Here is a 13,000-nt window from a genome sequence, read left to right as displayed (position 1 = left end):
TCACCGTCAACGTCCACGCCGCGGACACCTGCCCACTGCCATACAGCGCGACGGCGGTGAAGCTGTGAGCGGCCACGCTCAAGCCTGTCAGGGTCAGTTCCCACAGGCCGGTCGTCAGGTTAACCGTGGCTTCACCTTTGACGGTGGTGCCGTCCTTGATCTGGACTTTCTGACCTTTGGCCCCGGCCCCTGACAACGTGATCTGGGTATCGACGGTGAATCCGCCTTCGACAATCGCTACCCCTTTGGAGTCTTCCAATCCGGTAATTTCTGGCCGCACATCCTCATACGCTTTGATCGTGTAAGTGCGCACTGGGAAGACCACCGCCTCGCTCTCATCCGTGCTCTTGCCGAACGCGGCTTTGAACTCCATGGTCAACGGGCTGCCATCCTTAAGGTTTCTCAAGCCTGTAAAGGCGATGCTCCGCTCGTAATAACCTTGTTCGAGCCACTTATCGCTGACCATTGAGCCTGGTGCCGTATGGATCTGCAGGTTGTAGTCGCTGCCATCAGCGTTCGTCCCTTTCAGACGCAGCCAGACATATTGGCCTGTGGCAATCAACGGCCAGACGCCCATGCGATAGGTGGCATTGCTGGTCAGATTCCCTACGTTGAACTCCTGGCCCTCGCCATCATCGTCGGCGTCCATGATCACCGGCAGGATCAAGCTTGAGTCCGGCAGGGTGCCGACATTCAACAACAGCGGCAACGAGGTCCGGGGCACACCGTTGCGGGTGACGGTGTACGTCACGGTGACGGTTTTGCCCAGGTTGAATGCCAGCACGGTGACCGGCAGTTCGATTGTCAGCGTGGTTTCACTGATGGGTCTGGCCGGGGTGGTGTGCGAGCCGCCGGCGGCAGTGCCGGGTGCGCCGGTCCAGGTCACGCTGAGCAGATCGCTGAGCAGCAAGTCTTGCGAATCGATGTTGACGGTCAGGGCTTCCACGGCCTTGATCGGCTGCAAGGTAGTGCCATCGGCCTCGGCCTGCTGAACCTTCGGCCGGGTCAGCAGCACGGCTTCGCCGACAGTGAAATTCAACGTCCGCGAGTAGCTGACACGTTCCGGCGCGGAGCCTGCCGCCACCCTGAGAATTTCATACATCGCGTCCACAGTGCCGCTGCGATTGGGTTCGATGTGGGTCTGGACGAAGGTCGGGTTCAGGGTGAAATCGATGGCTTTGCCGGCATTGAGCGAATTGATCGGCACCGAGTCGCTGGTCTTGCCGGTTTTCGAACCGCGCCAGGTATAGGTGACCTTGTCACCCGCTTTGGTGGGTTCGGCGGCAGCCGGGGCGGTCAGTTTGCTCGAACCGCCGGGCAGGTCGTCGGGTTCGAGTGTTCCGCCGGCCTCACCGAGGACGATGGGCGCGACCAGTTCCAGCAACGGTTCACCCACCCGCAACAGAGCATGGTGCAGTGACTCGCGCTGAATGATGCCTCCATCGTTGCCCTCGGCCATCAGCACGTAGAACAAATCCAGCGTACCGCCCTCGATGGCTTTGAGGTGTTTGCCTTCGACGATGATCGGGATCGGTTCTTTGTCGTCGATATCGCCCTTGCTAAGGGTGTGCCAGTCCAGTTCCGGGTCGTAGACGCTGAAATCCTGGCGGGTGCCGACCCAGCGCAGAACGATGACCATGCCCTCCTGCATCATCGGATCGAAGGGGATGAAGGCGGTGGTGTTAACCAGATCAGGGTCAAGTGCCCCTTGTTGCGCATCCACGGCAATCGGCGCGAGCAGGCGTCGGGTTTCTCCGATGATACTGACGAAGCGCCCCTTGGAGGCGCGATCATCAGACCCGCTGCGTTCCACGCGATAACTGAACACGGCCTGGGTTTTGGCCAGCAAACGTATGTCGGCGCTTGGCAGGGCCAATTCGTAGATGTTGCCCACGCTGGTGAGTGGCTCGCCGCGGACTTCAACGCTGATCGATTCGCCGTCCAGCGTGGTGCCCTTGCCCAGACCGATGACCACATCACCGATCCGGAAGTCGGGTGCGTCGACCAATACCTGCAAGGTCAGCGGCGCATCTCCCAGTTTGTCCATGTCCACAACGCTATTGAAGGCCTCTTTGACCATGGGAGGCGACAGGCGCGTGTTGCCGGTATCGACGGCAATCTCTACTGCGGCGCACCAGTCTTCGGAACGGTTGTCGACAATGTCGTGTACTTCAAAGGCTACGGCCAGGCTGTCGGTATCGCCGGCTTCGAGGATGGTGGCCTTGTCGACATGGATGACCAGTGGATGGCCTTGCGGGTCATCGATGTGATCCTGGGTCACCCGTGGCGAATACAAAAACCAGCCGCCCCAGGTCAACTTGCAGTGGTCACCCACGGCCATGTTGGGGTAGGGCAACAGGCTGCTGCTGCCGGGTTTGGCCTTGATGATGATGTCGAGGCCGGTTTCGGCGGTTGCCTTGTCCACGCCATCGTTGATGATCCGCGGATCGATGTACATGTTCAGCTCGGAATGCCCCGGGGCACTGCCGTTTTCATCCTTGCCGCCGGGTTGCTCGAGTTTGACGAAGATATCGACCGGAGGCAGCGAAGTTTCCGGAGACTGGCTGAATACCTTGACCCGATATTGCAGCGTATAGGCCCCGGTCGCGAACTTCCGGGGCGGGACATACAGGGTGACACGCTCGCCGACATCCTCTGGCTTGACGATGGTGGTCTGGTCGACCTGAACACCGTCGAGCAGCAGCTCGATGTGGTCACCTAAACCCATAAGTTGCCAAGGTGGACAATAGACTTTCAGCCCCTTGTCGGGCGCCAGCAACTGCGCGGCGGCAATATTGATCCCCCACACCCCCCCATCCAGGGCCGGCTGCGTACGGTCGGGTATTTCCAGTTGCCGCAGAGTCTCGGGGGGCGGGAGGCGAGGGGGCTGAATAGGCATGCTGAAGACTCCAGGGCGTGGGAAGCAAAGGCTCTGGGTTATTTAGGGGCAGGTGGCGAGCGTTGGCTACTGTCAGAAATTACAGGTAAGGACGTATTTGCGATGAACGGTCGTGAGGCGGGGTTTGCATGCCTGAAACTGCTTCCCAGTAGGCGCTGCCGCAGGGTAGTCGACTCTGCGGTGAACCCCAACCTATGGCGAGGGAGTCTGCTCCCGCTGAGGCGCGCGGCGAGTTCATCCCCCATTCTGCTCAACAAAAATGCAGCCTCACGCTGAGCTGACTGTTCAGTTGTTTCCAGCGACTTCCCGACAAACGGTAAGCAAACCTAGTATTTCTGACAGTAGTCAGCTTTTTCCGCCAGGCATCTAATTGGGTCACAAACGTTCCACGCCATCGTCAGTCAACGGCCCGTTTTATCTTCACGACTGCCCTGCGCGAGGACACTGTCCGCTCAATTGCCGTGGAGTTTCGCAATGGTGCCCCCAGAAGAGTCGTCGATGAGTCCGCAACACGCGCGCGGCAATGACGAAACAAGTCTTGTGGTTATTCCAGAACCGATTGTTCCGGATATCCTGAAAGACGAAGAGGGTAATGAGAGCCCGGACGGGCTATTACCTCGCGATGTATTGAGTCGCGATTTGAAAATCACGATTCCGGCGTGGGACTTCTCGACAGAGCCGGAATTCGTAAAAGACGTCGTGTTGGTGGGCTTCAGGCGACGGGGGCTTCCCTTTGATGACGACACGGCGGGGGTGTTCCCGTTCGATATTCCCATTGATCCGGGTGACAAGATTGTTTCGGTGCCTCAAAGGGACCTGGCATCTGGCGTTTACGACCTGTCGTACAAGCTCAAGATTGGTGGCAACGACGCGGAATCGCTGAAAAAAACCATCACCGTCGATAGAGTGCCGCCGGATGACGGCCAGGAACCGGCGATGCTGGATCTGCTGGATCTTGAGGGCGACATCACCGATGACTATTTGGACGAGCACGGTCAGGTTCGTTTCAAAGTACGCCTCTATCTGGACGTGAAGGCCCGTGACCGGGCGATTTATTACTGGACGGACACCAACACGCCACCGGACTTCGAAACCGAAATCCGCGAGCAGGCGTTCAGTCAGTTGGATATCGATAACGATCAACTCATCATCACCGTCTACGCAGACGAAATTCGCCTGCGCGGTCATGGGCAGCGATACATCTATTATCGCTTGCGCGACTGGGCCGGAAACCGTGGACCGCGCTCGCGGCCGCTGCCTGTGTTCGTCGATCTGACCCCGGGGGTGCCCATTCACAAGCCTCCGCGCATCCCCCTGTCGGACAGAGGCTTGATCGATCGTCAGCACGCCCGGGAGGGGGCGGTCAACCAAAGGGCGGTAACGGTCGAAATCGATGCCTATGACAATCCGTTGAGCGGCGATCAGGTACTGCTGGACTGGGATGGCACTGTTCTGCCGCCGCAGGATGTCGACCCGGCCAACTTTCCTTGCGTGATCCCTGTGCCGTGGAGTGCGCTCACAGCCAAGGGGCTGGGTCCGGTGAATGCTCGTGTCACTTACCGCGTGCGCACAAGGGGCGTCGATAGCAAACCATCAATGGAAACCCTGGTATCGGTGAACCTGACGGTGGCAGGCCAGGATCACGCCAATGCGCCGGCGTTGTTGAACCCCAAGCTTGCCTTGCTGGAGATCTACGGCGCCAAATCCAAGGTGCTGAACACATTGCTTACCGAAGATTTCGGCGAGGACGCCGACGGCTTCCTGACCTTGTTCGACGCACCTGAACGAGGACACACGATCGAAGTTTATTGGGGGAGCATCAGTACGCCCGTGGCGAGATACATCGTCCAGACCGGTGACGTTGCCGGCAAGAGAGTGCCGTTCAATATTCCATGGTCGGTCATTGACCAGGACCGCCTGAACCCGGCGTTGCCGGTCCATTACACCACCAGCAATGGCGTCAACCAGCAGTTGGCGCCATTCACGCCCGTCAAGGTGTCGATCATCATTATCGAAGGTCTCCAAGAGCCTTCGTTCCCTGACGCTGGCATCAGTGGGACGCTTGACTGCTGTGCGAAACCGCGTCTCTGGGAGCGGGTGCGCGTGAGGATTGAAGGCAACCCGGTGTTTGACGAGAAGGACATCGTGACGTTGTTCTGGCAGGGATGCGCGGGACCGAATGGCACCACGCCCATTCCCAAGGCCGCGGAACGGTTCTCGACCACCTTGAGTGCGGATCAGGCAAGAAACGGTTTTGAAGTGCATGTGACCGATTACGAAAGATTGATAGCGCCGATGCAAAACCGGGGTTCGGCGTTATGTCATTACACCTTGAAAAAGTTTACGGGTGGACGGGGTGTTTCAAAAAAAGATTTCGTGATTATCAATCGAACCATGGCCAGTGGTGCAGTGTGCTCACCCACTAATGAAACCTGTACGGAACCGTAACGGGTATTTGATTAATTAAAGTGCATTAGCCGTTTTTAGTCGGGACAGTCACGAGTATTTATTCGTGGCTGACAGAGAGTGTTGTGCCCGCGTTTTGGGCGTTAGTTGATTGACAAAATTCCGGGCAGATAAAGCCCGTTTCTGAAGGAGCTGAAAAATGGCAAGTCCGAAACCATTGACGCCCGCTGAACAAAGTCGGGTCGATTATCTGAAAGTTCGCCGTGCTGTTACAAAAGCTGATGCACCCGTCATCAAAGTGCATCCAGATAACCCATTTCTAAGCGATACGTCGGATGATGAAGCCAATCAGATTCCGCTGAGCCAGCAGGGAAAGCCTTTCAAGTGTCTGGTTCCGAGACCTGCTGAGGCTGACGACCCGAAAGAGATACCGGGCTTCATTCATCTGACGTTTGACGGAAGTCCGATAGTCTCTACTCGATACGATTATGTTACGCCGCTGAACCCCGATATTCTTGAAATCGAAATGACGTTTCCTGTCGGATACACCGATAGGCCGGGGACACATGAGTTGGGATACTTTATCGATCAAGGCGGTAATGAGAGCAACTCTGAACCGTTGGAGTGCAATGTTGATAGAACTCCTCCACACCCGTTTTTTCCGGTTACTCTTCCGCAGGAAGTGATAGATGAAGGTATTACCAAAAAATATCTGGACGACATTGGTTTCGTAGCTATTAAGATTCCTGATTATGGAGATATGAGGATTGGCGATTTTATAGAGGTGTTATATGGGGACTCGATACCGTTGGCAGAGGTTGTCGATTCGATCACCCGGATTGATACCACCACTGAGATCGAGCTTGAACTTACCGCTGACCAAGTATTCAAGAAAGGTGAAGGGGATCACGCGCTTTTTTTCAGAGTCACCGACCGTAAGGGAAACCCAAGTGCTATTTCTCCATCAGTCCCCGTTACGGTCGTTCTGACAGACCCACCCGAGGGGCTGTTGCCCCTTGATATTCCGCTGTTGGACGGTGTCGGTGACGGTTTGGTCGATCTGGCGGATGCGCAAAACCCTTTGGGCGTGGGAATCGTTGACGAATACACCCACTACTTGCCGGGAGATGAGTTGGTGGTGACCTACGACGACATTCCGCAGATGGCGAAGCCCATCAGCGGGTTCCCGTGCTACGTCGATATTTCGTTCAAAAACGTGTTCAACAACGACCCTGGTGTAAAAACTGTAGCGGCCCGCTACCAAATCAAACGCGGCAGCACCTATTACCCGCCAACTCCGATTTCCAAAGATGTTCTCGTTGATTTGCGAAAGCCCGGTCTGCCGATTGATCCGGAAAATCCAGACCCGACCAATCCAATTCTGGCGTTGGTGACGGTTCAGGGTGATTCCGGAGGCCTAGTCAATACGTTGCGAGAAGCCGACAAAGATGGGGACGTTACTGTTACGGTCAATACCTATGCCGACGCCAAGGAAAATGACACCGTTCAACTTGAATATGCGGGCCAGCTTGTTTCTGAGGCGGATGGTGGCCTCGTTACGATTCCAAACACTATTCCCACATCGCTTGAGTGGAAAGTAAAGTGGGACGTTATTGCGGCGGCAGGTAACGGTGATCCAACGCACCCGATGGCTTACGTCATCGGTCATTCGCTGAACGACAACGTAGATATTTCAAAACCTCGGAATGTGGATGTGGAGATTCAAGTGGACACTGTCCCTGATCCGGCATTTTTACACCTTGATCCTAACTATACTGACTGGCTGAACTGCAAAGCCTTGCGCCTGGATCCCATCAAGGGTGTGGTGGTCGAGGTGCACGTCCCGGGCGGGGAATTGGCACTGGCGAATCAGGAGCTGATATTCACCTATCAGGGCTATATCGACGCCGAAGGTGCAACCATCAAACCCGGTACGCTCGAGGAGGTGCCCTACACACCGACAGATCAGGAAGCCGCGGACGGCTTCATTGTGAAGATCCCATACGCACCCTTGCTCGCGACTTTCAATGCGTGGGGTGGCGTCGGTTATACGGCTGTCATTAACGGGCGCGACGTTCCCTCCAAAGAGCATTTGGTCAAGGTGTACCTGGTCAATCCGGGTGATGGCGGAACTTGCCCGTTGCCTACCTGATTCAATGCGTTTCAAAGGAAACACGGGAGGCCGCTACGCCTCCCGTGTCCTCGCTGAAACGGTTGCTGAAACAGGCGGATCATTCCTCGAGCGGGAAAGGACTTTTCCGTCCGGAGCTAGGACTTCTCCTACATTTTTGCTTGACCCGGATAGGTATTGTTCGCGCCTTACAGTCTTTTGGCGTTTCTTCTGAAAGATGTGAGGTGATGAACATTCAGGAAGCCACGTCATGAACAAAAAACATGTTTCGCTGCAAAAAAATGCTGCGGCAGGACTCTTTAAAATGCTGGTCGTGCTGCCAGCATTTTTTTCTACCGGCGGGCATTCTTTTGCCGCCGTTATTGTCGATAACGGCAATACGCTGAATATCGATGCAAGCACACCACAGAGCGATTATCTGGTACGCAACGCAAGTGTGCTGAACATCGCGGGGGCCAGCACCCAGAGTCTGTCTGTCACGTCCGGATCAACGTTGAATATCAACGGCGCAACGGTCAATGCCGACAGTGGGCTGGTGGGTATCCGCATAACCGGCAGCACGGGTGATCTCACTCGCGCCATCGTGACCAGTGACTTTATGGGGCTGGCGGTCAATCGGTCTATCGGCTCGACCCTTAGCTCCAAGGTCACTGCAACCGACAGTCAATTCAAGGGTGGGGAAATCGGTGCTCAGGTCACCGGCTTGAGCACGCTCACGCTCATCAACAGTCAGGTGACGGGCACAGGGGCTGACAGTACCGGCCTGAACATATTGGGGGGGGATGTACGCGCCTCCGCAAACACGGTTATCAGCGGCGACAAGACCGGGGTGACTATGGGCAGGGATCCCTCGGGCCTGGGCAACAATTCACTGCGGCTCGACAACGCCAGTGTGGAAGGCCGCACCGGTGATGCGATTCTTGTGGACAAGGGCATCAATGCCACCCTTGAGGTGTTGAACCAGTCTTCCCTGACGGGGGGCAACGGCAACGTGCTGACGGTGCAGGGCGCTTCCACCGCGGGCATGTCTGTCAGCGACAGCACGCTGCAAGGCAACGTCAACGTCACCGGCAACAGTACCGCCAATCTCACCTTCGATCAGGGCAACATGAAGGGCGATGTGCTGGTCGAAAACGGTTCGACTGCCAACGTCACCCTGCAGAACAACTCGCAACTGACCGGCCGTCTCGACAAGGTCAACGGCGTGACCGTCAACAGCGGTTCTAGCTGGACCCTGACAGGCGCTGACACTGTAGGAACACTCGCCATGAATGGCGGGACGGTGCGCTTTGGTGCGCAGGATGTGCCAGATACGTTCTACCAGTTGAACGTCGGCACGCTGGCCGGCTCTCCGGATGGTTCCAGTACGTTCGAAATGAAGGGCAATTTCGCCACCGGTCAGCACGACTTCCTCAATGTCACGGGTGTAGCCAGCGGGCAATTCGGATTGCTGGTGGCCGCTTCCGGTCTGGACGCGCTGAACCCGCAGCAGTTGACCCTGGTGCACACCGCCGCCGGCGACGCGCAATTTGCCCTGAGAGGCGAGCATGTCGATCTGGGTACCTGGTCTTATAAACTTGATCGGCGAGAAGTGGGGGAGGGCGGAACGGAATGGTTTCTCGACCCGACCACCAAGACCATCAGCCCCGGGGCGAAATCGGTACTGGCGCTGTTCAACGCTCCGGTGACGCTGTTGTATGCCGAGGCGGCAACTTTGCGCAGCCGCATGGGCGAGTTGCGTTTCAATGGGGGTGACACCGGCCTGTGGATGCGCACCTACGGCAACAAGTACAACATCAGCGCCGCTTCCGGCGTGGGTTATCAGCAGACCCAGCAAGGGCTTTCTCTGGGGGCGGATACGCACCTGGGCGACAGTCTGTGGGTGGCCGGGATCATGGGCGGCTACAGCCATACCAACCTGGACGTCGCACAGGGGACTTCGGGTACGGTTGACAGCTACTATCTGGGCCCTTACGTGACCTGGATGAACAAGCAGAGCGGTTACTACTTTGATGCGCTGCTCAAGTTCAACCGCTTTCAGAGCGATACGAAAGTCGGCATGAGCGATGGCACCCGCGCCAAGGGCAGTTATGACAGCTCCGGTGTCAGCGCTTCGGCGGAGTTCGGTCGCCAGATCAAACTGGAGGATGGCTACTTCATCGAGCCGTACGGCAAACTGTCGACGGCGGTGATTCAGGGGCGCAACTTTGATCTGGACAATGGCATGGAGGCCGACGGCGATCGCAGCCGCTCGGTGCTGGGTGAAGCGGGCACCACTGTGGGCCGCAACTTCAACATGGGCAATGGCATGGTCGCCCAGCCTTATGTGCGCGTTGCGGTGCAGCACGAGTTCATCAATAACAACCGCGTGACGGTCAACGCTGATAATCAGTTCAACAACGACCTGTCTGGCACCCGTGGTGTGCTGGGAGCAGGCGTTGCAGTGGCATTGACCAAGGACCTGCAGGTGTATGCCGGTTACGACTACAGCCATGGCAAGTACATCAAGAAGCCGTATGACTTGAATGCCGGAGTGCGCTGGACCTGGTAAACCGCGTCACGATGTGAATACCTGAAAACGCCTCGCACCTGCGGGGCGTTTTTTTGTGCTGGCCTGCCGGGCAACCCGCTGTCCGGGCCGGCGGGTTGACCTGACACCTGCGACTCAGGTGAATCGCAACACGTTGATTTCCTGATGCCCGGACTCATGCGTGCCCCGCCAGTGCGGCCCGTCACGGGACACCTGGTAGAACAGATTCAGTGCACCGTTCTCCAGCACCCGCAGATTTTTTCCCGGCACGTACAAGGTCACGAGATGATTTTCCACGTCCTCCGGGCTGACGATGTGCCGAGCCTCATACAAGTAGGGAATGCCATTGGCCTTGGTGCCCAGCCAGGCCATGTTGACGATATCGTCCGTGGTCATGCCCGGGTACTGAATGTTCACGGTGGCCGATGTGATATCGGCGCTCACCGTATTGCCCGCGGCTTCGCTTAGGACCGGCGCGGGGATCCGGCCTTCCACGCTGGCGAGTTCGTGCCTGGAGGGGAGCGCAGAGCCGTCGTCCTTTTTGTAGCGCACATACGATACGTCTGCGGTTCCCATGGCAATCGCCCGGACCTGCGCATTCGGAATCTGAAATATGAGGATGCTGGGGAAGCTTTCCACCCTCTGGGATTGTCGGTTGGGCAACGGAGCACCGGTGGGTGGTGTGCCTACCCAGGTCATGGTGACGGTGTCACCCAACTCGAAATCGCTGGTGGAGGCGCGAACATGCACGTTGACATCGCGATTGTTCAATTTATCGAGATCAATGATGCCGTTGACTGACTCCTGGATGATCGGCTCATCCAGCTGCCGGATTCCGGACATGACTTTGACTGTGGTCCTCAGCGACCACTTCTCGGAATGGTTGAATACCTCGTCATGGATCCCGTAATGCACCACCTGCGCGTTGCCGTCGCCACCGGCCACAATATCGTCCTGGTGTGCGGTGATCTCGATAGGTGCCGTGCCGGCTGCCTCATCGGCGCTGACGGTATGAGGTGGCAAGAAGGCATTGCCCCATTGCACCTGGATAACGTCGCGCACGGCGATGTTCGGGTAGGGAGGAATAACCATCGGCACACCCTTGGCTGCCCAATCCGCATCCACGCCGTTAACGATGACGTCGCGCGGCAGCTGCACGATGTGCAATTTTGCATGTCCGGGCAAATGGGGGTCATCGTCTTTGCCGCCCGGCAGATCCAGCTTCACCAGTATTCGCAAGGGCGTGGCGGGCTCGTCGGGGCTGGTGCTGCCTGCGCGGGTCAGTACGTAGTAGACCTCGTCGACCCAGCCGGGAAGGATGTTCGTCACAGGCAGGAAGAAAAACACCGGTTGGTTGCTGCCGTCTTCGTCATCCTGCAGAACCCGGGTAAAGATCTTGTGGTTCTTGCCCCAATAGATATCGAGCGTGTCACCTTTGCGCATGGGTTCGGCGTAGGCATCGACGGCGCAGAACAAACCATTGGGATACCGGTAGTAGGTTTTGCAGTTGATACCGCCGTCCCCATCGACGATCGGCTCTATCATGGCCGAAATCCGCAAGGGACGTAGTTTCAGCCCCGGAACTTCAGTCTGCAAGCGTGGAAACAGGAAGGAGTGAAAGTGCGTCATGACGAAAAACCTCGGCGAAGGACAGGTGGCTCTGCGAGGAAGGCGTTGATTAATTGGGCCTGATGTGGCGAGTATTGCCTACTGTCAGAAATAACAGGTAAGAGGTTTTTTCCGACGAGCGGTCAGTGGCAGGGCACTTGGATAACTGGCTCGAAACACACGAAACAGACAGCTTGAGGCGCTGTATCGGGAGTAAATGCAGATGTAGCGGGGGCGGCGGTATTCAGGATTTATCCAAAGTCTTTTGCCGAAGGATGTACACCGTCACCAACACCGCGCTGGTCAACATGAACCCCCGTGCCCACGGCAGCGGCACCAGGTAGCACGAGAACAGAATGCTCGCCCACATCAGCCCGATCGCGTAGACCTTGCCCTTGAGCGGAATGCCGTTGCCGTCGAGGTAGTCGCGGATCCATGGCCCGAGCTTCGGGTGCTCGACCAGCCATTGATAGAAACGCGGAGAGCTGCGCGCGAAGCAGGCTGCGGCGAGCAGCAGGAAAGGGGTGGTGGGCAGAACCGGCAGGAAAATCCCGATCACCCCCAATGCCACGCTGAGCCAGCCGACGGCCAGCAGGAAGTAGCGCAACATCAGGGAGCGGTTGCCTATGGGGTTGTCCATAGGCCGGATCTTAGTGGTGACGTGGCTTGAGGATCGCCGGTTTTTCGTCTGGCGCCTGGCACAGCAGGTACAGCGCGGTCAGGGCTTCCGGGATCTGCACGATCATGTCGTCCATCAGGTTGGCGTCCTTGGCGATGTCTTCGAACTCTGGCTGCTCGTCGAACAAGCCCGAACCGACCATGATCGGCAGGAGCATTTCGCTGACTTCTTCTTCAGCGGTTTCGAACCAGGCCGCTTCACGCAGGAATACGCCTTCCATGAAGCCGATGCACCAGCCGCGCAGTTCAGAGTCGTCCGGCTCGTCGCCCAGGTCCAGGTCGCACGGCAGTTCGAATTCTTCGTCGGACGCCAGTTGACGGGCGATGTGTGCCTTGAGACCAATCAGGGTGGCTTCGATTTCTTCGCGCTGGGCTTCGCTGCTGTAATGCGGCTCTTCGGCGAACAGGGCGTCGATCCACTCACGCTCCGGTACGTCTTCTGCACAGATTGACAGGGCGGTCAGGTAACCGTGGGCGGCCACGTAATCCAGCGCCTCTTCGTGCAGCTCGTCGGCGTCGAGAAAGACTTGCAGGCGGGTTAGTTGCTCAGCGAAGGACATTACGGGGCTACCTTGGGGGAATAAACAATGCGGGAATTCTAGGCCTTCTTGAGCGCTCAAGCCAGCCGCACGGCAGATTTGCCGCAATTACAGGCAACACGAATATCCCTGTGGGAGCGGGCTTGCTCGCGAATACGGCGTATCAGACACTTTTGCATCGACCGGCACGCCGCCTTCGCGAGCAAGCC

The 13,000-nt window shown here is 57.4% G+C and carries 7 protein-coding genes; 3 read left to right on the top strand and 4 right to left on the bottom strand.

The genetic code is table 11. The features are described 5' to 3' along the window. A partial coding sequence (locus QMX91_RS22495) for an Ig-like domain-containing protein (RefSeq protein WP_282413401.1) occupies window positions 1–2,899 on the bottom strand: 2,899 nt, incomplete at its 3' end. Between the two features lie 498 nt (window positions 2,900–3,397). Between QMX91_RS22495 and QMX91_RS22490 the strand changes: the two genes are divergently transcribed. The 3 genes from QMX91_RS22490 (at window position 3,398) to QMX91_RS22480 (ending at window position 9,987) form a co-directional block, all read left to right on the top strand. Continuing rightward, window positions 3,398–5,347, top strand: a complete 1,950-nt coding sequence (locus QMX91_RS22490) for a hypothetical protein (RefSeq protein WP_167797067.1) — start codon at window positions 3,398–3,400, stop codon at window positions 5,345–5,347. 157 nt (window positions 5,348–5,504) lie between these two features. Continuing rightward, window positions 5,505–7,457 (top strand): hypothetical protein, encoded by a 1,953-nt coding sequence (locus QMX91_RS22485; protein WP_282413400.1) that lies wholly within the window; start codon window positions 5,505–5,507, stop codon window positions 7,455–7,457. Between the two features lie 283 nt (window positions 7,458–7,740). Beyond that, window positions 7,741–9,987 (top strand): autotransporter outer membrane beta-barrel domain-containing protein, encoded by a 2,247-nt coding sequence (locus tag QMX91_RS22480; RefSeq protein ID WP_245223430.1) that lies wholly within the window; start codon window positions 7,741–7,743, stop codon window positions 9,985–9,987. Between the two features lie 114 nt (window positions 9,988–10,101). Here the strand turns inward: QMX91_RS22480 and QMX91_RS22475 are convergent, their stop codons facing one another. From QMX91_RS22475 to QMX91_RS22465, 3 genes are all read right to left on the bottom strand, one after another. Then, on the bottom strand, window positions 10,102–11,595 hold the full coding sequence (locus QMX91_RS22475; protein WP_135295186.1) for a hypothetical protein: 1,494 nt from the start codon (window positions 11,593–11,595) through the stop codon (window positions 10,102–10,104). A gap of 223 nt (window positions 11,596–11,818) precedes the next feature. Continuing rightward, window positions 11,819–12,214, bottom strand: a complete 396-nt coding sequence (locus QMX91_RS22470; protein ID WP_098967773.1) for a YbaN family protein — start codon at window positions 12,212–12,214, stop codon at window positions 11,819–11,821. Between the two features lie 10 nt (window positions 12,215–12,224). Then, window positions 12,225–12,812: a YecA family protein gene (locus QMX91_RS22465; RefSeq protein WP_007962155.1), complete on the bottom strand. Its 588-nt coding sequence runs from the start codon at window positions 12,810–12,812 to the stop codon at window positions 12,225–12,227. Window positions 12,813–13,000: the final 188 nt, after the last annotated feature.

Source organism: Pseudomonas sp. PS01299 (genome assembly GCF_029960145.1).
GTDB classification, from domain to species: Bacteria; Pseudomonadota; Gammaproteobacteria; order Pseudomonadales; family Pseudomonadaceae; genus Aquipseudomonas; species Aquipseudomonas putida_A.
Note: the sequence above shows the minus strand (reverse complement) of the source record. Positions and strands in the feature narration are given on the sequence as shown.

What these genes read in the sequence shown, in the direction of transcription:
- QMX91_RS22490 (WP_167797067.1), top strand. Translation starts at nt 3,398, where the DNA reads ATGAGTCCGCAACACGCGCGCGGCAATGACGAAACAAGTCTTGTGGTT.
- QMX91_RS22485 (WP_282413400.1), top strand. Translation starts at nt 5,505, where the DNA reads ATGGCAAGTCCGAAACCATTGACGCCCGCTGAACAAAGTCGGGTCGAT.
- QMX91_RS22480 (WP_245223430.1), top strand. Translation starts at nt 7,741, where the DNA reads ATGCTGGTCGTGCTGCCAGCATTTTTTTCTACCGGCGGGCATTCTTTT.
- QMX91_RS22475 (WP_135295186.1), bottom strand. Translation starts at nt 11,595, where the DNA reads ATGACGCACTTTCACTCCTTCCTGTTTCCACGCTTGCAGACTGAAGTT.
- QMX91_RS22470 (WP_098967773.1), bottom strand. Translation starts at nt 12,214, where the DNA reads ATGGACAACCCCATAGGCAACCGCTCCCTGATGTTGCGCTACTTCCTG.
- QMX91_RS22465 (WP_007962155.1), bottom strand. Translation starts at nt 12,812, where the DNA reads ATGTCCTTCGCTGAGCAACTAACCCGCCTGCAAGTCTTTCTCGACGCC.